Origin of the sequence: Streptosporangium sp. NPDC000239 (assembly GCF_040300765.1) — a bacterium.
Lineage (GTDB): Bacteria > Actinomycetota > Actinomycetes > Streptosporangiales > Streptosporangiaceae > Streptosporangium.
On record NZ_JBEPEI010000010.1, the window covers coordinates 193,534 to 216,288 of the forward strand.

The 22,755-nt window shown below is 71.5% G+C and carries 20 protein-coding genes; 5 read left to right on the plus strand and 15 right to left on the minus strand.

Annotated features, from left to right (window positions below; translation table 11 throughout):
- Window positions 1–39: 39 nt before the first annotated feature.
- Both ABT340_RS24530 and ABT340_RS24535 read left to right on the plus strand, forming a co-directional pair.
- Window positions 40–1,920 carry a dynamin family protein gene (locus ABT340_RS24530; protein ID WP_352013150.1) on the plus strand — a complete coding sequence of 627 codons (1,881 nt, stop codon included), beginning with the start codon at window positions 40–42 and terminating at the stop codon, window positions 1,918–1,920.
- The gene (locus ABT340_RS24535) at window positions 1,917–3,824 is read left to right on the plus strand and encodes a dynamin family protein (RefSeq protein ID WP_352013151.1); all 1,908 of its coding nucleotides are present in this window, start codon (window positions 1,917–1,919) and stop codon (window positions 3,822–3,824) included. Before ABT340_RS24530 ends, ABT340_RS24535 begins: the two co-directional genes overlap by 4 nt.
- Before the next feature lie 69 nt (window positions 3,825–3,893).
- On the opposite strand, the gene ABT340_RS24540 is transcribed toward ABT340_RS24535, so the two are convergent.
- From ABT340_RS24540 to ABT340_RS24550, 3 genes are all read right to left on the minus strand, one after another.
- Window positions 3,894–6,401 carry an Hsp70 family protein gene (locus ABT340_RS24540; protein ID WP_352013152.1) on the minus strand — a complete coding sequence of 836 codons (2,508 nt, stop codon included), beginning with the start codon at window positions 6,399–6,401 and terminating at the stop codon, window positions 3,894–3,896.
- 196 nt (window positions 6,402–6,597) lie between these two features.
- Complete coding sequence (locus ABT340_RS24545; protein ID WP_352013153.1) at window positions 6,598–7,536, minus strand: hypothetical protein; 939 nt, start codon at window positions 7,534–7,536, stop codon at window positions 6,598–6,600.
- A gap of 38 nt (window positions 7,537–7,574) precedes the next feature.
- A complete protein-coding gene (locus ABT340_RS24550) occupies window positions 7,575–8,531 on the minus strand; it encodes a S66 peptidase family protein (RefSeq protein ID WP_352013154.1) in 957 nt (318 codons plus the stop codon).
- Between the two features lie 30 nt (window positions 8,532–8,561).
- Between ABT340_RS24550 and ABT340_RS24555 the strand changes: the two genes are divergently transcribed.
- Entirely contained in the window at window positions 8,562–9,443 is an 882-nt protein-coding gene (locus tag ABT340_RS24555; RefSeq protein ID WP_352013155.1) for a sulfotransferase family protein, read from the plus strand.
- Window positions 9,444–9,447: 4 nt separating this feature from the next.
- On the opposite strand, the gene ABT340_RS24560 is transcribed toward ABT340_RS24555, so the two are convergent.
- From ABT340_RS24560 to ABT340_RS24580, 5 genes are all read right to left on the minus strand, one after another.
- The gene (locus tag ABT340_RS24560) at window positions 9,448–11,334 is read right to left on the minus strand and encodes an ABC transporter ATP-binding protein (RefSeq protein ID WP_352013156.1); all 1,887 of its coding nucleotides are present in this window, start codon (window positions 11,332–11,334) and stop codon (window positions 9,448–9,450) included.
- Window positions 11,335–11,385: 51 nt separating this feature from the next.
- Window positions 11,386–12,195: an enoyl-CoA hydratase/isomerase family protein gene (locus ABT340_RS24565; protein ID WP_352013157.1), complete on the minus strand. Its 810-nt coding sequence runs from the start codon at window positions 12,193–12,195 to the stop codon at window positions 11,386–11,388.
- Between the two features lie 129 nt (window positions 12,196–12,324).
- A complete protein-coding gene (locus ABT340_RS24570) occupies window positions 12,325–12,540 on the minus strand; it encodes a helix-turn-helix domain-containing protein (RefSeq protein ID WP_030507271.1) in 216 nt (71 codons plus the stop codon).
- A 114-nt stretch (window positions 12,541–12,654) separates the two neighbouring features.
- Entirely contained in the window at window positions 12,655–14,253 is a 1,599-nt protein-coding gene (locus ABT340_RS24575) for an ABC-F family ATP-binding cassette domain-containing protein (RefSeq protein WP_352013158.1), read from the minus strand.
- Window positions 14,254–14,481: 228 nt separating this feature from the next.
- A complete protein-coding gene (locus ABT340_RS24580; RefSeq protein ID WP_352013159.1) occupies window positions 14,482–15,138 on the minus strand; it encodes an acVLRF1 family peptidyl-tRNA hydrolase in 657 nt (218 codons plus the stop codon).
- Between the two features lie 117 nt (window positions 15,139–15,255).
- Between ABT340_RS24580 and ABT340_RS24585 the strand changes: the two genes are divergently transcribed.
- The gene (locus ABT340_RS24585; RefSeq protein ID WP_352013160.1) at window positions 15,256–16,389 is read left to right on the plus strand and encodes an EAL domain-containing protein; all 1,134 of its coding nucleotides are present in this window, start codon (window positions 15,256–15,258) and stop codon (window positions 16,387–16,389) included.
- Between the two features lie 20 nt (window positions 16,390–16,409).
- Here ABT340_RS24585 and ABT340_RS24590 read toward each other — a convergent pair whose 3' ends face one another.
- Window positions 16,410–16,793, minus strand: coding sequence for a nuclear transport factor 2 family protein (locus tag ABT340_RS24590; RefSeq protein WP_352013161.1), 384 nt, complete (start codon window positions 16,791–16,793; stop codon window positions 16,410–16,412).
- A gap of 249 nt (window positions 16,794–17,042) precedes the next feature.
- Here ABT340_RS24590 and ABT340_RS24595 point away from each other — a divergent pair, with 249 nt between their 5' ends.
- Window positions 17,043–17,885: a siderophore-interacting protein gene (locus ABT340_RS24595; RefSeq protein ID WP_352013162.1), complete on the plus strand. Its 843-nt coding sequence runs from the start codon at window positions 17,043–17,045 to the stop codon at window positions 17,883–17,885.
- A 173-nt stretch (window positions 17,886–18,058) separates the two neighbouring features.
- On the opposite strand, the gene ABT340_RS24600 is transcribed toward ABT340_RS24595, so the two are convergent.
- From ABT340_RS24600 to sufU, 6 genes are all read right to left on the minus strand, one after another.
- Window positions 18,059–18,286: a response regulator gene (locus ABT340_RS24600; RefSeq protein ID WP_352013163.1), complete on the minus strand. Its 228-nt coding sequence runs from the start codon at window positions 18,284–18,286 to the stop codon at window positions 18,059–18,061.
- A gap of 163 nt (window positions 18,287–18,449) precedes the next feature.
- On the minus strand, window positions 18,450–19,295 hold the full coding sequence (gene hisG, locus ABT340_RS24605) for an ATP phosphoribosyltransferase (RefSeq protein WP_352013164.1): 846 nt from the start codon (window positions 19,293–19,295) through the stop codon (window positions 18,450–18,452).
- A 58-nt stretch (window positions 19,296–19,353) separates the two neighbouring features.
- Window positions 19,354–19,617 carry a phosphoribosyl-ATP diphosphatase gene (locus ABT340_RS24610; protein WP_352013165.1) on the minus strand — a complete coding sequence of 88 codons (264 nt, stop codon included), beginning with the start codon at window positions 19,615–19,617 and terminating at the stop codon, window positions 19,354–19,356.
- A 192-nt stretch (window positions 19,618–19,809) separates the two neighbouring features.
- Complete coding sequence (locus ABT340_RS24615) at window positions 19,810–21,573, minus strand: DEAD/DEAH box helicase (RefSeq protein ID WP_352013166.1); 1,764 nt, start codon at window positions 21,571–21,573, stop codon at window positions 19,810–19,812.
- Between the two features lie 368 nt (window positions 21,574–21,941).
- Complete coding sequence (locus ABT340_RS24620) at window positions 21,942–22,307, minus strand: metal-sulfur cluster assembly factor (protein WP_352013167.1); 366 nt, start codon at window positions 22,305–22,307, stop codon at window positions 21,942–21,944.
- Window positions 22,304–22,741 (minus strand): Fe-S cluster assembly sulfur transfer protein SufU, encoded by a 438-nt coding sequence (gene sufU, locus ABT340_RS24625; protein WP_352013168.1) that lies wholly within the window; start codon window positions 22,739–22,741, stop codon window positions 22,304–22,306. Before sufU ends, ABT340_RS24620 begins: the two co-directional genes overlap by 4 nt.
- Window positions 22,742–22,755 lie beyond the last annotated feature (14 nt).

Below are 22,755 nucleotides of genomic sequence, written 5' to 3' on the forward strand. Positions count from 1 at the left end.
GCCCGCCCCCCGCCCACGGCCCGCATCCGGCGGTGACGCGTGACGGCGGGCCCCGCCGACCTGCTGCGCGACCTCTGCGACTCCACCTCGGCCAGGCTCGCCGGGCCCGAGCTGCGCGAGCGGATCGCCCAGGTGCGCGCGAGCCTCGACGCCCCGCTGCGGGTCGCGGTCGCGGGCGCGGTCAGCAGCGGCAAGTCGACCCTGGTCAACGCCCTGCTCGGGCTGCCCGTCGCCCCGGTCGACGCGGGCGAGTGCACCTTCGTCGTCACCCAGTACGAGTACGGCGAGGACGACGGACTCGTCACGATCGAGCTGAAGGACGGGGGCGTCGCCCACTCGCGGCTGCTGCCCGGCCACCGGCTGCCCTCGGACCTGGGGGTCGAGGTCGCCCGGATCAGGCGCCTTCGCGTCACGCTGGACCAGCCCTCCCTGCGCACGGTCACCATCGTCGACACCCCCGGCATGAACACGGTGACGGCGGCCAACGAACAGGCCGCCAGGAGCATGCTGTTCGGCTCCGGGGACGAGGACGACCGCGCCCAGGCGATGATCTACGTGCTGCGTTACGTCCAGAAGTTCGACGACACCACCCTCGCCGAGTTCCGCGGCCTCACCGGCGCCTGCGGGATGAGCTGCGTCAACACCCTGGCCGTGCTGGGCCAAGTCGACCGGCGCGGCGACGAGGACGACCCCTGGCCCACCGCGCGCCGCCTGGCGGCCAAGGGCTACCAGGACCTGCGGACCTCCGTCTTCGACGTGGTCCCGGTGATCGGCCTGCTGGCCGAGACCGCGCGGGCGTGCCCGCCGGACGCCGAGGAGTTCGCGGCACTGTCCGAACTGGCCCGGATGGACGAGGACGACCTGGAGGACTACCTCCTCGACCTGGAGGACTTCCGCACCGCTGCCGACCTTCCCGTCTCCGCCGAGGTACGGCACCGCCTGGTCGCGAAGCTGCACCGCTACGGCATCGTGACCGCGGTGCGCGCGCTGCGTGAGGGAGTCGCCGGGGACGCCGGGGCACTCGCGGCGCACCTGCTGGAACGGTCGGGATACGCCTCCGCGGGGAAGGCCGCGACCGGCTCGGTCGCCGCGGGCATCGCCCACTTCGCCCGCCGCGCCGACCACCTGAAGGCCCTCGACGCCCTGACCAGGCTTCGCGCCCTCGCCCGCACCCCGGCGCTCGGCTCGGATCGCGTCACCCTGGACGCGCTCGCGGCCCAGCTCGACGAGAACAAGCCGATCGCCACCGCGCTCGGCGGCCTGCGGATCTTCGCCGCGGCCGAGGCGCTCGGCAGGGGCACGCTCGTCCTGAACGAGGAGATGACGGCGGAGCTGCTGCGCATGGCCCGCCACGACGACCCCGCCGAGCAGCTCGGCCTGGCCGCCGGGGCGCCGAAGCCGGAGATCGCCGCCGCGGCCACCGCCGCCTCGATGCGCTGGCGCACCCTGGCCATGATGAGCGAGGGCCGCACCGGCGGGCACCGGGCCAGGGACGTGCTGACCGTCCTTGAGGACGTCGTCGGCGCGGCGCTCACCGAGGACCGGGGCCCGGCCACCCCCACGGGGGCGGGCCCGCTGCCCCCTGTCTCCGTGGACCGGGCGGCGGCCGAGGCGCTGCGCTCGTCCCCGATGGTCCCCGCGGACGAGCGGCGCTCCGTCGAGCTGCTGCTGACCGGGACCGAACTGGCGCTCCAGCTCGGCGCGCCGCCCTCGGCCCCCCGCGCCGAACTGGCCGGCTACGCCGCCGCGCTGGCCGCCAGGTTCCGCGTGCTGACCCACAGACCCCTGCCCATCAGGCAGCGCAGGGCGGCCGAGACCCTCTGCGAGGCCTACGAGGCCGTCTGGGCGTGGTGCGACCGGCCGGACGGCCCCTCCGGCACCCCCTCACCGGCACGATCCCGACAGGAGAACGTCAGTTGACGACCCCCGACCAGGCGGGCCCGGTGGCCCGGCTGCTGCGTTACGCCAACGAGGTCCACGGCCTGGCAGGCCGGTGCGGCAGGCCGGACCTGGCCGAGGTGCTGGCCGCGAGCGCGGCCAGGTGGAAGGACGAGTGCACCGACATCGTGGTCGCGGGCGCGCAGAAACGCGGTAAGAGCCGCCTGCTCAACACCCTGGTCGGCCACCCCGACCTGCTGCCCGTCGACGCCGACGTCGCGACCAACTGCTTCCTCTCCCTGCGGCGCGGCCCCCGCCTCACCGCCGTCGTGCACCGCAACACCGACACCGGGCTCGTCGAGACCCCGATCACCGTCGAGTCGATCCCCGACTACGCCTCCATGCGCGGTGACGCGGGCAAGCGGCGCGACGTCGTCAGCGTGGACGTCACCCTGGACAACCCGCTGCTGGACGGCCTGCGGCTGCTCGACACCCCCGGGGTGGACAGCCTGACGGTCGGGCACAGGCAGGTGACCGTGGCCATGCTCCAGCGGGCCGACGCCCTGCTGTTCACGCTCAGCGCGCAGGACCAGCCGGTGCTCAGGCACGAGCTGGAGTTCCTCGCCGAGGCCGCCGAGCGGGTCCAGGCGATCGTGTTCGTGCTGACCAAGGTGGAGGACTCCACCAACTGGCACAGCCTGCAGGAGGAGAACAAGGCCCGGCTGAGGACCTTCGTCACCGAGGCGATCGCCGCCGACCCCGGCAGGACGGCGACGCTGAGCCCGCTGCTGCGGGCGCCCTGGATTCCGGTGAGCTCGAAGCTCGCCGAGGCCGCCGCGGCGAAACGGCGGGAGGGACGCACCGAACGGGCCGACGCGCTGCGGGCCCGCAGCGGCATGGACGTCCTGGAGCGGTACCTGCGCGGGTTCGCCGACGGCCGGGAGTCCGCGCGTGGCGCGACCGTGGTCGCCGCCGCGCTCTCCGCGCTGAACTCACTGGCGGCCGGGGCGCAGGACGACGTCGCCGCGGGCTCCGACGACGCCGGGGACGTCACCGCACGGCTCGCCGAGCTGGACGCGGAGCTGGCCGCCCTCGGGGAACTGACGGCCAAGCGCAGGGCGGGCGCCGTCGCCAACACCTTCCTCGGGCGTGAGGTCGGCGGGATCGTGGCCGCCCGGGTGGCCGAGATCCGCCAGCCGTACGAGAACGCGATCGCCACGCTGAAGAAGCAGGAGCAGATCGACAGGTACATGGCGGAGCTGCCGGAGAGCGTCCAGCGCTCACTTGAGGCCGTCTGGTCGCAGATCGTCTACGACGTGGAGAACCTGGCCAGGACCACGCTGGACGCCTTCGCCCGCGACCTGGGCCTCGACCCGGTCGAGCTGACCTCCGACAGGCGCGCGATGCCCAACCTGTCGCAGGTCCAGGTCAAGGGGGACCAGGCCGCGGACACGCCGGTCGACGTGGACATGGTGCGGGACGTGCTGCCCTCGATCTCGATGGCCGCCTCGTTCGGCGGCCTGGCCGCAGCCATGCTCGGCCCCGTCGGCTTCCTCCTGGTCGCCCCCGCCATCGGGGCCTCCATCTTCTTCGGGCGGCGCTCGCTGGAGAAGGTGCAGCGCAACCAGGCCGCGATCAGGGGGGCGCTGCGCGACCAGTTCTCCGTCGTCGCCAGGGAGATGACCCTCGACCTGGAGCGGATGGTCGCCACCTGGCGGGTCAGCGTCGAGCAGGCCGCCGACGACAACCTGATGCGAAGGCGCAAGGACCTTGAGAGCAGGCGGGCGGAGCTGAAGTCCGCCTCGGCCCGTTCGGCCGCCGACCGCCAGAGGTCGCGGCAGTCCGGCCAGGACCGCATCGCCGCGATCAACGCCCTCACCAGGCGCGGCCACGAGCTGCGTGAGGAGCTCGCCGCGGCGGTCGCCGCCCTGGGATCGGCCCCCTGACCGTCCTATCCCCGTTCGCGCCCCGTGCCCCCGGCGACGTCCGCCGGGGGCACGGTCGTCTTCCTGGCGTCACAGCGGCAGGTGCACCAGGGCCGCCGGCTGGTCACGGGTGGCACCGGTGGCGTCTCCCGGCCGGTGCAGGCACAGCAGGCCGCTGGGGACCCGGACGACCGGCTCGAACAACCCCGGCGTGCGGTGCACCTCCCGCGCCCCCGAGGGGGTGACGTGCACGAGCCTGCTGCGACCGGCGTCCAGCATCGTCATCCAGATCGAGTCGCCGTCCACGACCAGCCTCGGCCGCTCCCAGCGGTTTCGGGAGGTCAGGTGACCGGCCAGGGTCGCCGACTGCTTGCCCATCAGGAACTCCAGCGTGTGCGAACGCTGGTTGAAGATCCCCACCGACCAGCCCCTGGCGGGACTCACCTGGTCGGCGCCGACCGCGTAGATCTGACCGCCCGCCGGGACCCAGCGCAGGGCGCCCGCCCTGGGGCGGGGCATGACGAGCTTGGTCCTGCCGTCGGCGGTGTCGGCCTCAAGACCGGCCGAGCTTGAGGTGAACCACCTGCCGTTGTGCAGGACGACCTGGTGCAGCCAGCTACGGCCGGGCTCCCGCACCGTCGGGCGCACGACACCGCCGGGGTCGATCAGGCACAGCACCTGCCAGGGCCTGAAGTCGTGGTGCCTGTTCTGGAACATCGGCTTGTTACTGCTGAACTGCCCGAGCACCACCGTGCAGCCTGGCGCTCCGACGGAGGGCGCGGGGTCGTTGCCGCTGGGCCCCTCCTGGTCGACGAGCCGCCGCGACCGGTTGTCCTCGTTGAGGAACCACTGGGTGTACGGCCCCAGGTCGCGCGGCTGCGGCGCCTGGAACATGAAGCCCCCGCCCAGGTCGAACTCGACCACCGACAGCTGCCCCGTCTCCCCCCAGGGCAGGCCGACCGAGCTGTCCACCGGGACCGGCTGTCGTGGCTGGAAGAAGACCCAGGCGGTACGGCCGTGCGCGATCACGGTCGGGTTGCCCCACACCTGGAGCGGGTGGGTGCCGCGGATGGCCAGGTCGGGGGTGAGGACGCGCACCAGGGTCTGCGCGGGCCCGACCTGCTCGACCGCGGCGACGCCCTCACGTGAGACGTCCCACTCGACCAGCCTGCCGAAGCGCAGCTCACGGTCGTGCCTGCCCTCGACGCCGTCGAGCCTGCGCAGCAGGTGGCCGCTGTCGAAGGCCTGGTGGACGAAGACCCTGCCCGCCTCGGCGCGGGCCTCAAGCACACCGTCGAGCACCTTGGCCACGCCCGGGACGACCGGCCCGTCCTGCGCGCCCCGCTGCGCCCCCTGCGGACCGTTCCCGGGGACGACCTTGTGGCCGCCGGTGTGACCGCCCTCCGGGCCGGTGAAGACCTGCCCGCCGCCGGTGACACCGAGGCGTGCAGAGGACTTGGCGGGCGCAGAGGGCTCGGCGCGGGCCGCCGGGACGCTCTGGGACTGTTCGGGGTCCCGCTGCTCGACCTTGAGCTTCCAGGCGAGCTGGGCGGCGCCGTACGCGACGACGATCTTCGGGTCGTCGTAGGTGCGCACCCGGTCGCCGAGCCTGTCGCGCACGGCCTCCTGGACCAGCGGCATCCGGCTGGCGCCGCCGGTCATGAACACCGCCGCCAGTTCGTCCTGCGTGATCCCGGCCCCGCGGATCGTCTCCTCCAGGATGTCGACCGTCTTGACGATCTCGGCCCCGATGAGGTCCTCCAGGTCGCTCCTGGCGATGTGCACGTCCTCGTTGATGCCGACCACGTAGTGGGAGGAGGTGTCGAACTTCGACAGCGCCTCCTTGGCCTCCCTGGCCATCTTGAGCAGGTCGGCGGCGTAGCTCACGTAGCGGCGTTCCGGGTTGCTGGTCACCTGCTGCCACCAGTCGGCGTCCAGGCGCTCGATCTGCGCCCCGAGGAAGGCGAAGATCTGTTCGTCGAACACCTCCCCGCCGATCTCGTCGCTGCCGCCGGGCTCGCCGACGACCTTGAAGTCGCTGCCGTCCGCGGTGAGCACGGCCGCGTCGAACGTGCCGCCGCCGAGGTCGTAGACGGCCAGGTGGGAGCCGTCGGCCCGTTTGGCGGTGGCGAAGTAGCGGGCCGAGGCGACGGGCTCGTCGACGAGCACGATCCGCACCCCGCGCACGACCTGCCTGGCCGCCTCAAGCAGTACGGCCTTGCGGTCCTCACCCCAGGCGACGGGGTGGGTCAGCGCGATGCAGTCGGGCGGGGCTCCGTCGAAACGCCTCCTGCCCTCGCTCACGAACAGTTCGAGCAGCGCCGCCATGGCGTCGGCGACGGCGACCGGCACCCCGCCGAGCAGCATCCGGCCCCGGCCGACGTAGCGCTTGGGGTTGCGCTCGACGCGTTCCGGACTGAGCGCGATGCCCCGCTGGGCGATCCGGCCCGCGACCAGCGTGCCGCGCTCGTCGAGCATGACGGCCGAGGGGATGCGCCGTTCCCCCTCGACCTCCAGGACGTCGAAGCGCCCTTCGGCGGCTATGACCCCGGCGGAGAAACTCGTCCCGAGATCGACGCCGAGGCACCACTGCGCCATTTGCCACTCCTCGTAGATGCGGACCCGGTCGTCCCACGTTCACAGGCCGCGGCCGATCGTGGCGGGCACGCCGGGGGCGGCCGGGGTGCGCGGGAGGCTCCTCGGGATGAGTGCGGGGCGGGAAGGCACCATCTTACGGTTCCCCGCGCTCTCACGGTGATCCCGTAGTGATCCCGTGGTGGCCTCCCGGGCCGTCTCAGCCTCCGGGGCCGCCCTCCGGGCGGGTGGCCAGGGAGGCGAGCACCCGCGCGAACGCCTTGGGCGGGGCCACGACCAGCCGGATCTGGCCGTCCTGGCTGACGAGGTCGGCCCTGATGAGGGTGAGCCTGTCCTCGTGCCACCAGTAGACCTGGGGGCTGAGCCCGTCGGCCCGCAGGTCGCACTCGCGCTGGGCGAACAGCCGCAGCCGTTCGATCGCACGGACGACCTCGATGCCCTCGACCGGGTGGACGATCATCTCCGAACGGCTCGGCAGCGCGACCAGCACCCCGTCGGCCGGCACCCGGAGGTAGTCGTCCAGGCGACGCAGGTGGGCGGCGGCGCCGGCGGTCGCGCCGCTCAGCCGCAGCGCGGTGGCGCCGCCGAGGTCGATCGCGTCGGCCGACAGCCGCCCGTCACCCGCCGCGTTGCCCACGGCCTCCTCCAGCGCCTGCGCGGCGGTGACCGGCCAGCAGCCGACCTCCTCGGGACGGAGCGGCCTGGCGGCCTCGCCGTACCCGACGGTCAGCACCTCGACCAGGTCGGCGCTGAGGTGACGGCCGACGACGGCGCCCGCCAGGTCGTCGGCGGGCTGGAGCCGGGTGCGCAGCAGCGGGCGGACCTGGTCCAGGTCGCAGGCGTCGAACGGCTCCCCGGCCGTGGCCAGGACGTGGGACAGGTGCTCGGAGACCAGCACCGGCCAGTCCTCGCGCGAGCGCCTGCGCGCCTCGGCCCGCAGTCCCGCCAGCCGTACCACGTGCCTGACCGTCCGCTCGCCGGAGTCCGACAGGGTCAGCGTCCCGCCGTCGGCGGAGAAGGCACAGGAGTAGCCGAGGGTGTCGGCGACCAGGGAGAGCAGGGAGTCGAGATCGACGTCCTCGACCGGCCGCGCGGCTCTCCTGGCCTGCCGGTCGCGACGCCGCCGGAACAGCCTCACACGCCCATCCCCTCTGCGCTCTCCTCCTAGGTCCGCACCTAGACTGCCTCCACGGGGGCGGTGTTTGAGCCGGTCAGAGAGCACGATTCTGCATCAATAGCACCAAGTGCCCCTAGCAGCACACTCAGCTGTGGTGTGCCGTGCCCCACGGGAAGGCCCGCGATGACCGGCACCCCGAGCGGCGCGAGCCGCTCCCGCAGCACCGGGTACGGATCGCCGCAACGCTCCCAGGAGCCCAGGGCGAAGCCCGCGGCCCCGTCCAGCGCCCCCGACATGAGCAGCTGGGTGAGCATCCTGTCGATCCGGTAGGGCGCCTCGGTGACGTCCTCAAGCAACACGATCCTCCCCCGCGCCCGCAGCTCGTACGGCGTGCCGCACAGCGCCGCGAGCAGGCTGAGGTTCCCGCCGGTCACCGGCGCCTCGACCCGGCCCGGAACGATCACCCGATCTCCCTCGACGGGCGCGGGCGTGCCGAACAGGGCAGCGGCGAGATGTTCAAGCGTACGGGGTTCGGGCCCCTCCGGGTCACTGAGGGTCGCACAGGCGGGCATCGGCCCGAACCACGAGGCGACACCCAGCATGACGGCGAAGGCCCGGTGCAGCGCGGTGACGTCGCTCGAACCGGCCAGTGTCTTCGGCCCCGCGGCCCGCATGGCCTCCCAGTCGAGCAGGTCGAGCACCCTCGTCGCCCCGTAACCGCCCCTGGCGCAGAACACCGCGGCCACGTCCGGCTCGCACCAGGCCGCCTGCAGGTCGGCCGCCCGCGCGGCGTCCGTCCCCGCGAGGTAGCCCTCCCGGTCGAGCACGTGGGCTCCGGTGACGACCTCCAGGCCGAGCTCCCGTAACAGCCGCACCCCGCGTGCCAGGCGCTCGGGGTCGGGAGGCCCGCAGGGCGCCACGACCGCGACCAGGTCACCGGGGCGGAGCCTGCGCGGGACGGTCACGTGATCACGCACAGAATCGGGCACGGGATCGGGCGCGACCGGTTCGCTCACCCCCCAAACGGTGCCACACTGGGCTCACATATGCGACCTCCGACCCACATCCTCGTGGTCAACGGCATCAAGGTCCGCCAGCCGGTGTTCGTGCTCGCCGCCCCGCACTCCGGTTCGGATCTGCTTGCCCGGGCCCTCAAACGCTCCCCCGGCTTCCACGTCACCATGGGACGCGCCTCGGTGACCCATGTCGTGTACGCCTTCGCCAGGCGGCCCTCCATCACCCGCAGGGGCATGGGCGCGACCCGGGTGCTGCGCGACGCCCTGGCCGAGTCGTGGCAGATCGTTCCCGGCGCGTGTCGGGAGTGCCCGGCCCCCTGCCGGGAGGCGGGCGGGGTGACCGGGGAGGGCCCGTGCGTGACCTCCGGCTCCGTCGCCCGGTTCGGCGACGCCAGTCCCGACCTGATCTACAGCGCCTCGGTGCTGCTGCAGGCGTTCCCCGACGCCAGGTTCGTCCAGCTCATCAGGGACGGCCGTGACGTGGCGGCCGACATGATGGCCGACCCCGCGGCGCTCTCGTGGTTCAGGCCCGCCATGCTGAGCGAGGAGACCGAGTTCCCCAACCCCTTCCTCGGCGTCAACTCGGGCGAGCACGGGGAGCGCTGGAAGGCCATGCCGACGGCGGGCAAGTGCGCGCTGCGCTGGCGCAGCGCCGTACGCCTGTCGGCCACGCTCCACCGGGAGCTGCCCCGCGAGCAGCTGCTGACCCTGCGCTACGAGGACCTGGCCGCCTCCCCCGCCGAGGCCGCCCAGGGGCTGTCCGACTTCCTGGGCACCCGGGTCTCCAAGGTCGCTCTGTACGGCAGGCACGCGCCACAGGTCGGCGTCTGGCACACCCGGCTGCGCGGTACGGACGCCGAACTCGTCGGGAAGGTCGCCCGTGAGGAGCTGACCCGGCTCGGCTATCGCTGAGCCGTCACTCCCGCGGCCCCGAGGGGGAGCTGAACTGGGTGCGGTGGAGCTCCGCGTAGAGCCCTCCCCCGGCCAGCAGTTCCTCGTGCCGGCCCCGTTCCACGACGCGGCCGTCCTGGACGACCAGGATCTGGTCGGCCTCCCGGACGGTGGACAGCCGGTGGGCGATGACCAGCGAGGTCCTCCCGGCCAGCGCGGTCTTCAGGGCACGCTGCACCGCGGCCTCGGACTCGGAGTCCAGGTGCGCGGTCGCCTCGTCGAGCACGACCACCCTGGGTGCCTTGAGCAGCAGCCTGGCCAGCGCCAGGCGCTGTTTCTCCCCGCCGGACAACCGGTAGCCCCGGTCGCCGACGACGGTCTCCAGGCCCTCGGGCAGCGCCTCGACCAGGTCGGCGATCTGCGCGGCGCGCAGGGCCTCCCAGATCTCCTCCTCCGTCGCGTCCGGCCTGGCGTAGGAGAGGTTGGCCCCGATGGTGTCGTGGAAGAGGTGGGCGTCCTGCATGACGACGCCGACGCTCTCACGCAGGGAGGCGAAGCCGACGTCGCGGACGTCGAGGCCGTTGATCCTGACCGTGCCCTCGTCGGCGTCGTAGAGCCGGGAGACCAGGCTGGTGACGGTCGTCTTGCCCGCCCCCGAGGGACCGACGAGCGCGACCATCTCCCCGGCCCTCGCGGTGAAGGAGACCCCGCGCAGCACCTCCTGGCCGGGGGACGTCTCGGGACGGGCCACCGTCTCAAGTGAGGCGAGCGAGACCTCCGAGGCCGCGGGGTAGCGGAAGCGGACGTTCTCGAACTCGACGGTCACGGGCCCCGGCGGGACGGCGACCGCGTCCGGCCGTTCGGCCACCATCGGCTTCAGGTCGAGCACCTCGAAGACCCGGTCGAAGCTGACCAGGGCTGTCATCACGTCGACGTGCACGTTGGACAGGCTGGTCAGCGGGCCGTACAGGCGCATCAGGAGGGCGGTGAGCGCGACGAGGGTGCCCAGCTCGAAGGCGCCGCCGACGGCCAGCACGCCGCCCACGCCGTAGACCAGGGCGGTGGCCAGCGCGGCGACCAGGCCGAGCGCGACCCGGAAGACCGTCCCGTACATGCCGACGACGACACCGACGTCACGCACCCGGCCGGCCCGGCGTCCGAAGGCGTCGGCCTCCTCCTGCGGCCTGCCGTACAGCTTGGCGACGGTGGCGCCCGCGACGTTGAACCGCTCGGTCATCATGGAGCTCATCTCGGCGTCGAGCTGCATCTGCTCGCGGGTGAGCCCCGACATCTTCCTGCCGACCCACCTCGCGGGCAGGAGGAAGAGCGGCAGCAGCACCAGCGCGACGAGCGTGATCTGCCAGGACAGCACCAGCATGGCGCCCAGGACGAGCACCAGCATGACCACGTTCGAGACGACGGAGGACAACGTGCTCGTCAGCGCCCGCTGCGCGCCGATCACGTCGCTGTTGAGCCTGGAGACCAGGGCCCCGGTCTGGGTGCGGGTGAAGAAGGCCACGGGCATGCGCTGCACGTGGTCGAAGACCTCGGTGCGCAGGTTGTAGATCAGGCCCTCGCCGATCCTGGCGGAGAACCAGCGCTGCGCCAGCGTCAGCGCGGCGTCGGCGACGGCCAGCGCCGCGATGACCCCCGCCAGGGTGACCACGACGCCGGAGCGGCCCGGGGTGATGCCGTCGTCGATGATGGCCTTCATCAGCAGCGGGTTGACGATCACGATGACGGACCCGGCCACGACCAGCGTGAGGAAGGCGAGGATGTGCCGGGTGAAGGGGCGCGCGTAGCCCGCGATGCGTCTGACCGTGCCCGGCGCGAGCCGCTCCTTGGTCACCGAGCTGTCACGCCGCAGGGAACGCATCGTCTGGGGGCCGAACCCCCCGCCCATCATCGTCATGTGGCCTCCTCCGCCGGTGCGAGCACCGTGGCGGGCCCTGGCATTCCCTCGTCAGCTCCCGGCGAACAACGCCCTGACCCGGGCGATCTGCTCCCGGCGCTCGGCGGCGCCCTGTTCCTTGAGCGTGCGCTCCCGTGCCCCCTGGAGCAGGCGTTTGGTCGCGGTCGCGGCGCCCCTGTCGACCGACAGCAGCGCGGCGGCCAGATCCCGTACGGCCCGCGTCAGCTCCTCCCCGGCGACGACCAGCTCGGCGAGGCCGAGGGCGGCCGCCTCCCGCGCCCCCACGGCACGGGCGGTGAGACAGATCTCAAGGGCTCTGGGCAGGCCGACCAGGTCGACCAGTGGCTTGGTGCCCGTCAGGTCGGGGACCAGCCCGAGGGCGGGCTCCCTCATGCACAGTGTGGCGTCTTCGGCCAGGATCCTCAGGTCACAGGCCAGGGCCAGCTGAAACCCGGCTCCGATCGCGTGGCCGTTCACGGCGGCGATGGAGACGATGTCCGGGCGGCGCAACCACAGGAATCCCCGCTGCGCCTGGGCTATCCGTTGTTCGAAGGTCGAGTCGTCGGCCGCCGCGAGAGTCGCGAGCGAACCCTGACCCGGGATGCCCTCGGGGTTGAGCAGACGCAGGTCGATGCCTGCCGAGAAGGACGGCCCCTCACCTCGGACCACGACGATCCTCACCTGCTGCGGCAGGGAGTCACCGATGCGAGCCAGCTCGGACCAGGTGGCGAACGTCTGTGCGTTACGCCTCTCCGGCCGGTCCAGCGTGATCGTCGCGATCTCGCCGTCCACCTCGAAGCGCAGACCGGCCTCCTCGTGAGAGACCTTCTCCGCGCTCCCCCCGATCGCCGCTTCCGCCATCGCCCGCTCCAGCTGTCGTTCGTACGTCTCGCCCGAGCCTATCGACTCTCTAGAAGGAGGTTCTACAGGCCCGAGCGGGACGTGTCAGCGGAGGACGAGCGGCTGCGGTCGCGCGTTTCCGAGGCGGGGTCAGCGCTTCGACTTACCTCGGGTGGCGCCGCCGCGCCCACGCAGAGTCACACCGGACTCGCTCAGGATGCGGTGGATGAAGCCGTATGACCTGCCGGTTGAAGCGGCCAGCGCCCGGATGCTCTCACCGGCGCTGTAGCGCTTCTTCAGATCGGCGGCCAGTTTTTCACGGTCGGCCCCGGTCACCCGGGTGCCCTTCTTGAGAGTCTCGGCCACGAGTACCTCCTGTAGTGCCAGACTTCCGCAGCGTTACTCACGCCATGATCAGTCATTTCTGCGAGATCGGCTACCTACTCCATGGGAAAAGATCCGTACCCGCTCAAATTAAGATCAGGCAAGTGCCACAAGATCGGAAAATTCCTCGCTCCAAGCGTCTTCAACTCCGTCTGGTAGCAAGATCACCCTATCGGGTCGGAGAGCCTCTACAGCCCCCTCATCATGCGTAACAAGGACAATCGCCCCAGAATAGGATCTTAGTGCAGAAAGAACCTGCTCCCTGCTGGCGGGGTCGAGGTTGTTCGTAGGCTCGTCGAGCAGCAGGACGTTGGCCGAGGAGAGCACCAGCGTGGCCAGGGCCAGCCGCGTCTTCTCCCCACCGGAGAGCACTCCCGCGGGCTTGTCCACGTCGTCCCCGGTGAACAGGAACGAGCCGAGGACCTTGCGCAGGTCGGAGTCCGCGAGCTCCCCGCCCGCCGAGCGCATGTTCTCCAGCACGCTCCTGTCCGGGTCGATCGTCTCGTGTTCCTGGGCGTAGTAGCCCAGTTTGAGCCCGTGGCCGGGCTTGACCTCGCCGGTGTCCGGCTCCTCCAGACCGCCCAGGATGCGCAGCAGCGTGGTCTTGCCCGCGCCGTTCAGGCCCAGGATGACGACCCTGCTGCCCCTGTCGACGGCCGCGGCGACGTCGGTGAAGACCTCAAGCGAGCCGTAGGACTTTGACAGGCCCTCCGCGCTGATCGGCGTACGGCCGCAGGGGGCGGGCTCGGGGAAGCGCAGCTTGGCGACCCTGTCACTGCGCCGCTCGGCCTCCAGGCCGGACAGCAGCCGCTCGGCGCGGCGCTGCATGTCCTGCGCGGCCTTGGCCTTCGTCGCCTTGGCCCGCATCTTGTCGGCCTGCGACATCAGCGCCGAGGCCTGCTTCTCCGCGTTGGCCCGCTCGCGCCTCCTGCGCTTCTCGTCGGTCTCCCGCTGGGTCAGATAGGCCTTCCAGCCGACGTTGTAGGTGTCGATCACCGCGCGGTTGGCGTCCAGGTGCAGGACCCGGTTTACCGTCGCTTCAAGAAGCCCGACGTCGTGGCTGATAATGATCAAACCACCTTGATGCGATCGCAAAAAATCACGAAGCCACCCGATTGAGTCTGCATCGAGGTGGTTTGTCGGCTCGTCAAGAAGGAGAGTCTCCGCTCCGGAGAACAGGATGCGGGCCAGCTCGACCCGCCTGCGCTGCCCTCCTGACAGTGTCTCCAGCGGCTGTCCGAGCACCCTGCCGGGCAGTCCCAGGCTGGAGGCGATCGAGGCCGCCTCCGACTCGGCGGAGTAGCCCCCAAGGACGTGCAGCCGGTCCTCAAGACGCCCGTAGGCGCGCACCGCGCGGTCCCTCGTGCGCCGGTCCTCCGAGGCCATGCCCTGCTCGGCCTCGCGCAGCTCGCGCAGGACCTCGTCGAGACCCCGCGCCGACAGGATCCGGTCGCGGGCCAGCACCTGCAGGTCACCGGTGCGCGGGTCCTGCGGCAGGTAGCCGACGGAGCCCGAGGTCGAGACCGTGCCCGCCGCGGGGAGGCCCTCACCGGCCAGCACCCTGGTCAGGGTGGTCTTGCCCGCGCCGTTTCGGCCCACCAGACCGATCTTGTCACCGGGGCCGACCCGGAACGAGGCCCCCTCGATGAGCAGCCGGGCCCCGGCGCGGAGTTCGATGTCAGAAGCTACGATCATGGTTGGAGAACACTCCCAGAATGGACGTACACGGGCTCACCTCACTGGCCGAACCCGCCGCCGCCCTGTGTCTCCCGGCTCCGGCCCGGCTGTCTCGCCTCATCGGGGGCGGCGTCAATCGGAAGTGCGCATACCGATCAGTGTACGGCGCACCCGAGCAGCCCTGGTCTCCCCGAAGCCGCCGGTCCGGCGGCCTCGACCTGCCCCGGCGGTCCCGCGCCGGATCGCTCAGCCGGGATCGGTGACCCTTATCCTGACGGCGCGGAACTCCGCCGGGGTCCCCGCGAGCACCACGAGCCGGGGGTCGGGCACCGTCAGGAACGGTCCCGTCTCCAGCGCGAAGACCGGCGCGAGCCTGCGGTCGGCGCGCAGCGCGTCGACCGCGCGCCTGTCGCCGCCGAGGATCACCGCCTCCAGCTCCGCCACGTGCGGCCCGAGGACGCGCAGCGCCACCTCGGCCGCCGCCTCGTGCGCCTGGCCCACCTGCTTCTCCCTGCGCCTGGCGAATCTCTGCTGGGACCACCCACCCGCCGCGCTGCGGCCGTGGACCTGCCGCGACCCCACCTTGGAGGACAACAGCTCGTCGCCCTGGAAGACGCCCGCCGCGTGGCCGCCGAGCCGTACCAGCAGGACGCCGACCCGGCGCTCGGTGCGCGCGTGGGTGATGAGGCGCGCCAGCGGGCCACCGCCCGAGGTGGTCAGCGGCGGGAAGGGCACCTGACACTCCGCCGCGGCGCCGTCCGCGCCCAGCAGCCGCACGACCTCCTCCCCGGCCGTCACCGAGGGCGGCCCGTGCCGCTCGGCGAAGCCGTCGATCCAGCGGCCGATGCGGGCCGGGCCGACGCTGACCCAGCGTCCGCCCCCCTTCGCCGGTCGTGACGTCATATGACGGGACACTACCGGCTCCTGTCCGGGCGAACCGCCTTCAACGAACGGCGAAATATCGGTGAACATCATTGAACGTCGCTTATGCGGTTGCTGACGATGGTCCATTCTCTGTACGTGTCGAGCAGAACACATCTCCTCCCGCCGGGCACCGCGACGGCCGCCACAGCGGCCACAGCGGGGTCCACAGCGGCGTCCGCCATGGACGCCACCCCGATCGTCGACCTCGACACCGGAGGCGTCATCGCCCTCCAGGCGCCTGGCGACGGTCACGGCAACCTCTCCTCCGCCGTCCGCACGGTCCTGCAGATCTCCAGGAGTGAGGCGCTGCTCCCCCTGGTGCTTCCGATCCCCTCCTCCGCGGTGATCGGTGGATCGGCCGCGCTGGCCCCGCTCCATGAGGCCCTGCGCACCGCGGGCCGCAGGCCGCGCGAGGTCATCCTGATGGTCAGGGGCGACTTCGCGCAGGTCGAACGCCAGTCCCTGATCACCGGGCTCGACGGGCTGCGCGCCATCGGCTACCTGATCGCGGTCGGCGACCTGGGCACCGCCCACATCCCGCTGGACCTGCTCACCGACGCGGCACCGTACCTCGCCGTGCTCTCCCCCGACCTGGTCGCCAAGATGCCCCGCGACCCACGTCGCGCGGCCCTGACCGAGTCGCTGGCCACGTTCTCCCGCGGGATCGGCGCCCATGTCCTGGCCCCCGGCGTGTCCGAGGAGGCCCAGCTGACCGCGCTGCGTTCCTGGGGGGTACGGCTGGCGCAGGGTCCGCTGCTGGTGCCCGGCCCTTCGGGGAGGGTCCACGTGCCCATCGCGGCCCCGCGCCAGGAGCCGTCGCAGGCGCTGCTGGGCCCCCGCGTCCAGGAGTTCCTGCTGCCCGCCATGACCCTGCCCGTCGAGGCGACCGCGGAGGACGTCGTCGAGGCCTTCGGCACCGACCCGTCCATCACCAGCGTGATCCTGGTGGACGAGTACCAGCGGCCGAAGGGCAGTCTCGACCGCAGCCGGTTCCTGCTGTCCATCGCCAGCCGCTTCGGCCACGCCCTGTACGGCAAGAAGCCCGCCCTACGCCTGGCGGACCCGCCTCGCAACGCCCCGAAGACCACCCCGGTGATCGCCGCCATGCAGGTCGCCGGACGCGACGCCGAGCGTGTCTACGACGATCTGGTCGTCGTGGACGAGTTCGGCCGATGCATGGGCATCGTCCGGGTGGCCGACCTGATCCGCCAGGTCGCCGCGCAGCGCTGACATCTTTACACCGTAGATCATCAGGCGAGCGCCTCGGCCCATCGGGCGGTGTCGGTGATCTGGACCAGCCCGGCGATCAGCCCGTCCCTGAGGCGCAGGTCGTGGACGAAGGCCGCCTCGTGCGCCCTGCCGGTCGCACGGGCGGTCCCCCGGTAGTGCCCGAACACCACGGCCCGCTCCGGCTCCGGCCAGACCTGTTCCTCGGCGTGGGGCACGCTGTCCAGGTGCGAGAAGACCACCGCCCAGCAGTCGCGGAGCATCGCCTCGGGGCCGGCGTGCGTGCCGCCGACCCCCAGCGGCATGCCCGCGCTCACGGTGCCCACGAACTCCGGATGGAGCGCGCCCAGGATCCCCTCGGGGTCGCGGGCGGCGAACCCCCGGTACAGACGGTCGACCGCGTTCACCTGAACCTCCAATAGTTCTAGAGAGTGCTATCTAGAATAGCAGTCTGGATACCTCACGGACGAGAAAGGACAGGGAAGCGGACTCCAGACACTCGTCGCGAGCCCAAAATAGGGATATTGATCCACAAAAGGGATTTAAGGCGACATGACCAAGGGTCATCCAGAGAAACCGCCAAGCGGCTATGCCACTTAAATCACCGTATGCTACTACTTAGGGCAACCTAACTTGACGACCATCGGAGAGCGACCATGGCAGAGGGCAGACCGGCGCGTAAGACCATCCGTGGCCAGGTGAAACGGGTCGAGTGGATCACCCCGCACATGATCCGGGTGGTGCTCGGCGGCGACGGACTCGCGGGATTCGGCGCGGGCGCGTTCACCGACCACTACGTCAAACTCCTGTTCCCCCCACACGGGGTAACCTATTCCGCACCATTCGATCTGGAGCGGATTCAGGGCGAACTGCCCCGCGAGCAGTGGCCGACCACCCGGACCTACACCGTGCGCTCGTGGGATCCCGAGACGCTCGAACTGGCCATCGACTTCGTCCACCACGGCGACAGCGGCCTGGCCGGCCCGTGGGCGGCGGCCGTACAGCCCGGCGAGGAGATCCACTTCTTCGGTCCCGGCGGCGGCTACGCCCCCGACCCCGAGGCGGACTGGCACCTGCTCGTCGGTGACGAGAGCGCGCTGCCCGCCATTGCCGCCTCCCTGGAGCGGCTGCCCTCCGGTGTCCCGGCCCACGTGTTCGTCGAGGTCGCGGGCCCGCAGGAGGAGCAGCGGCTGGACTCCCCCGGCGACACGAAGATCGTCTGGTTCCACCGGGGCGACTCCCCGGTAGGCGAGGCGCTGGTCACCGCGGTGCGCGAGCTGGACTTCCCCGAGGGAACCCCGCACGCCTTCGTCCACGGCGAGGCCGGCTTCGTCAGGACGCTGCGCCGTCACCTGCGGGCCGAGCGCGGCATTCCGCTGTCGCGGCTGTCCATCTCCGGCTACTGGCGCGTCGGCCGCGACGACGAGACCTGGCGCGCCGTCAAGCAGGACTGGAACCGGCAGATCGAGGAAGAGGAGGCCGCGACCCTGCCGTCCTGACGCGGGCGGGCCGATCAGAGCCACCCCTGCGCCTGGGCGCGCCGTACCGCCTCGATGCGGTCGCGGGCCCTGGGCCTTCCGGATGGCCGAGGACAGGTGGTCGCCGACCGTCCCCTCTGGCGGGTGCGGGCTCAGCGCGATGTCACCGACGGCCGAGCCGTCGGCCGCCGCGGTCAGGACGTCACGGCCAGGACGTCGCGCTCCCCGGGCGAGAGCGGATTGGGCCCGGCACTCGGCGTGGCGGCGGCCGGTCCCGGGCCGATGACCCGTTCACCCGCGCGGACCCCGCGGATGGCGGCGGCGAGTTCACGGGCAGGGCCGTCCTTCACCGGGAAGGCCGCCGCTCCTGCCTCCATCGCCCGCCGCGGGCGGCCGGGACGGCCGAAGGTCGTCAGGATCACGATCCCGGGCAGGGCCGCGCGGGCACCCGCCCCGGCGGTGATCCCGTCCCCTGACGCCGTTCACGGGAGCGGGCCCGCCGACGGCGTCAGTGCCGGTGATCCGGCGTTGACGGTGACATCTGCCAGAAGGCCCGCACCTCGGACGAGGACGAGAGGAGCCGGTTCAGACCCGGCAGGCGAAGATCGCGGTGACCAGGATGGCCTTGGCGCCGATCTCCCAGAGCTGGTCCATCACCTGCTGGTGCCCCTTGCGCGGCACCATGGCGCGGACCGCGACCCAGCCCTCCCGGTGCAGCGGGGAGACCGTGGGCCCTTCCATACCCGGGGTCAGGGCGATGGCCTCCTCGATGCGCTCGGCCCTGATGTCGTAGTCCATCATCACGTAGTCACGTGCCATCAGCACGCCCTGCAGCCTGCGGACGAGCTGCTGCACCCCGGGGCTCTCCCCGGCGCCGATCCGCTTGATCAGCACGGCCTCCGAGGTGGCGATCGGCTCGCCGAAGACCTCAAGGCCGATGTTGCGCAGCGTGGTGCCGGTCTCGACGACGTCGGCGACCGCGTCGGCGACCCCCAGCCGGATCGCCGTCTCGACCGCGCCGTCCAGCTTGATCACCCGGGCGTCCACGCCCTGTTCGGCCAGGTAGGCGCCGAGCAGGCCGGAGTAGGAGGTCGCGACGCGCTTGCCCTTGAGGTCCGTGACCGTGGCGAAGGCGCCCGGGTTGGCCGCGAAGCGGAAGGTCGAGGCGCCGAAACCGAGCGGCATGATCTCCTCGACCTGCGCGCCCGAGTCGTGGAGCATGTCACGGCCCGTGATGCCGGCGTCGAGGGTGCCCTCACCGACGTAGACGGCGATGTCCTTCGGACGCAGGAAGAACAGCTCGCAGGAGTTCTCCGGGTCGACGACCACGAGTTCCTTGCTGTCCTTGCGGGGACGGTATCCGGCTTCCTTGAGGATGGTCTGGGCGGCCTCGTTGAGGGCGCCCTTGTTGGGAACGGCGAGACGGAGCATGGTGGTGGCTTTCCTTGACGGATCTGCGGTCATGGGAACGTGAGCCGGGCGCACCGGCTCACAGATGCCTGTAGACCTCGTCCAGCCCGATCCCCTTGGCGAGCATGAGAACCTGCACGTGGTAGAGCAGCTGGGAGATCTCCTCAGCGGCCCGCTCGTTCGACTCGTGCTCGGCGGCCATCCAGCTCTCCGCGGCCTCCTCGACGACCTTCTTGCCGATGGCATGGACCCCGGCGTCCAGCGCGGCCACGGTGCCCGACCCCTCGGGGCGGGTCCGTGCCTTGTCTGACAGCTCGGCGTACAGCTCTTCGAAGGTCTTCATGGTCTCTCTCGGCGTCGTGGGATGTCGTTGCCAAGCCTAACGGCCCCGGGGACCACCACGGATGGGCGTCCACGCTCTGGACACGGCCGCGTCCCCTCCCGCCCGGGCATATCACCGTGAAACGCCGGACGGGGCCGGTACGGCGTGTGCCGTACCGGCCCCGTCGGGGTGTCGTGGAAAGGTGCGGGACGCTCAGCGCCCGTGGTAGCCGCCGCGCCTGCCGCGGCTGTCGGGACGGCCGCCAGAACGGGACTCCCCGCCCCGGAACTCGCCGTTGCCGCCGCCGCTGCGGAACTCACCGCCACCGCTGCGGAAGCCGCCCTGGCGGTCACCGCGGAACGGCTCCCTGTGCTCGCCACCGCGGTAACCCTCGCGGTCGCCGGTGGGGCGCTGCTCGGAGGACCTGAAGGGACGCTCCCCGCGGAAGGGGGGACGGTCGCCGCGGAACGGCTCCCTGCGCTCACCACCGCGGTAGCCGCCGCCGGTGCCGCGGCCCTCGGAACGACGCTCGGGGCGCTCAGTGCGGAAGTCGGAGTGCTCGGGACGCTCGGCGCGGAAGGGACGCTCGCCCCGCCCGCCTTCGCCCGCGGAACGCTCGCGCGGCTGGTAGCCCTCGCCACCGTGGCCGGGACGGTCACGGAAGCGCCGCGGGCCGCGTCCGCCGCCGAAGCCGCCGCGCCGCTCGCGCTGCTTGGCGACCGGAGCCGCGGGCTCCCAGACCGGGATCGACTCGCCGCTGGGCTGGCGAGCCCCCGCGACCTCCTCAAGGCGGGGGTGCCCCGGGGTGGCCTTGAGCCGGAACGGCTTGATACCCGCGCGGCGGGTCATCGCGTCGGTCGAGCGGCGCTCGTTGGGGAGCACCAGCGTCATGACGGTGCCCTTCTCCCCCGCGCGCGCCGTACGGCCGCCACGGTGCAGGTAGCTCTTGTGGTCCTGCGGCGGGTCCACGTGCAGCACCAGGCTGATGTTGTCGACGTGGATGCCCCGGGCCGCGACGTCGGTGCAGACCAGGACGTTGATCTCGCCTTCCTTGAACTCGGCGAGGATGCGGGTCCGCTGGTTCTGGCGCTTGCCGCCGTGCAGGCCTCCGGCCTTGACGCCGACCTGGGCGAGCTGCTTGCACAGGCGGTCGACCCCGTGCTGGGTGCGCACGAAGATGATGGTGCGGCCCTCACGGTTGGCGATCTCGGCGGTCACCGGGAACTTGTCGTCGCGGTGGACCTCGAGCACGTGGTGCTCCATGGTCTCGACCGAGGAGGCGGGCGGCGCCATCGAGTGGGTGATCGGGTCGGTGAGGAAGCGCCGCACCAGCTTGTCCACGTCACCGTCGAGGGTCGCCGAGAACAGCAGGCGCTGGCTGTCGGGGGGCGTCTGCTGCAGGATGGCGCTGACGACCGGGAAGAAGCCCAGGTCGCACATGTGGTCGGCCTCGTCCAGGATGGTCACCTGGACCTCGTCCAGGGTGCACTCACCCTGCTGGATCAGGTCGGTGAGGCGGCCGGGGGTCGCGACGACGACCTCGACGCCGCGGCGCAGCGCCTCGATCTGACGGCCCATGGACATGCCGCCGACGACGGTCTTCATCCGCAGCGACAGGCCACGGCCCAGCGGCTCAAGCGCGTCGGTGACCTGCATGGCCAGCTCGCGGGTCGGCACCAGGACGACCGCCAGCGGACGGCCGGGACGGGCCTTGCCTCCGGCGATGCGGGCCATCATGGGCAGGCCGAAGGCCAGCGTCTTGCCCGAACCGGTCTGGCCGCGCCCGAGGACGTCGTTACCGGCGAGGATGTCGGGGATGGTGGCCCGCTGGATGGGGAAGGGGCTGTCGATGCCCTGACGGGAGAGCCCGTTCACCAGCGGCTTGGGCAGGCCGAGGAGGGTGAACTCGGACACCTCCGAGGGGGCCGCGGAGACCTCGGCGACCTCGGTGATTTCGGGCAGGGCAGCGTCAAGCATGGTCACGAAGATTCGTGCCTTTCGATAGAAGGACGGGGGCACGTCACTTCTGCGAAAGGACGAGCCTGGAACGCGTGGCCTGAGGCCACGCTCGATCTACGCCCACTGTGGGGGCGGTGGTGCGGCGCAAGTCGAGGCGCACCGCACGAGACGGGTGAATATTACCCGCACGCAGTCAAACCACGATCAAGCATACCCGGCGTTCGCAGTGCCGGGTCCGGCCGGGGCGTACGGCACGGGCCGACGCTTGTCCGTTACGAAGTCAACGCTCCGCCGCCGGGCCTTTCTTCCCGGCCCGGGCATTCTCTCACACATTCCGGTACGGCCCGCACCCGTTTTTCCGGGCGCGGACCGTACCGGAACGCCGATCAGACGTTGAAACCGAGCATGCGCAGCTGCTCGCGCCCCTCGTCAGTGATCTTGTCGGGACCCCACGGGGGGAGCCAGACCCAGTTGATCTTCACATCGGAGACCATGCCGTCCAGGGCGGAGTGCGCCTGGTCCTCGATGACGTCGGTCAGCGGGCAGGCCGCGCTGGTCAGCGTCATGTCGATGGTGGCGATCGGCGGTCCGCCGGCCTCGGTCTCGTCCAGGTTGATCCCGTAGATCAGGCCGAGATCGACGACGTTGATGCCGAGTTCGGGGTCGACCACGTCCTTGAGGGCCTCCATGACCTCGTCAAGGGTGGTCTCCCCGTCGTACGCCGAGGTCGGCGTCTCAACAGGCTTGCTCATTCGCTACTCCTCACGACCGCGTCCTTGTAGGCCATCCAGGCGAGGAGCGCGCACTTGACCCGCGCGGGGAACTTGGCCACCCCGGCGAAGGCGACGGCGTCGCCGAGGACGTCCTCGTCTGCCTCGACCTGACCCCTGCTCTGCATGAGCCGGGTGAACTCCTCCACGACGGAGAGGCTTTCCTCGACCGTCGACCCGGTGGCCAGCTCGTACAGCACCGAGGCCGCCGCCTGGCTGATCGAACACCCCTGGCCGTCGTAGGACACGTCCTCGACCTTGCCGCCGTCGCCCAGTTTCACGCGCATGGTGATCTCGTCGCCGCACGTCGGGTTCACATGGTGGACCTCGGTGTCGTACGGGTCTCGAAGTCCCCGCCCCTGGGGATGCTTGTAGTGCTCCAGGATCAGCTCCTGGTACATGGACTCGGCGATCATCTGGGCTGCTCCGG

Bases quoted from the DNA above. Each gene is read 5' to 3' on its own strand.
- ABT340_RS24595 (WP_352013162.1), top strand. From the start codon at position 17,043: ATGGCAGAGGGCAGACCGGCGCGTAAGACCATCCGTGGCCAGGTGAAA.
- ABT340_RS24610 (WP_352013165.1), bottom strand. From the start codon at position 19,617: ATGAAGACCTTCGAAGAGCTGTACGCCGAGCTGTCAGACAAGGCACGG.
- hisG (WP_352013164.1), bottom strand. From the start codon at position 19,295: ATGCTCCGTCTCGCCGTTCCCAACAAGGGCGCCCTCAACGAGGCCGCC.
- ABT340_RS24615 (WP_352013166.1), bottom strand. From the start codon at position 21,573: ATGCTTGACGCTGCCCTGCCCGAAATCACCGAGGTCGCCGAGGTCTCC.
- ABT340_RS24565 (WP_352013157.1), bottom strand. From the start codon at position 12,195: ATGGCGGAAGCGGCGATCGGGGGGAGCGCGGAGAAGGTCTCTCACGAG.
- ABT340_RS24580 (WP_352013159.1), bottom strand. From the start codon at position 15,138: ATGACGTCACGACCGGCGAAGGGGGGCGGACGCTGGGTCAGCGTCGGC.
- ABT340_RS24540 (WP_352013152.1), bottom strand. From the start codon at position 6,401: ATGGCGCAGTGGTGCCTCGGCGTCGATCTCGGGACGAGTTTCTCCGCC.
- ABT340_RS24555 (WP_352013155.1), top strand. From the start codon at position 8,562: ATGCGACCTCCGACCCACATCCTCGTGGTCAACGGCATCAAGGTCCGC.
- ABT340_RS24575 (WP_352013158.1), bottom strand. From the start codon at position 14,253: ATGATCGTAGCTTCTGACATCGAACTCCGCGCCGGGGCCCGGCTGCTC.
- ABT340_RS24620 (WP_352013167.1), bottom strand. From the start codon at position 22,307: ATGAGCAAGCCTGTTGAGACGCCGACCTCGGCGTACGACGGGGAGACC.
- ABT340_RS24560 (WP_352013156.1), bottom strand. From the start codon at position 11,334: ATGACGATGATGGGCGGGGGGTTCGGCCCCCAGACGATGCGTTCCCTG.
- sufU (WP_352013168.1), bottom strand. From the start codon at position 22,741: ATGATCGCCGAGTCCATGTACCAGGAGCTGATCCTGGAGCACTACAAG.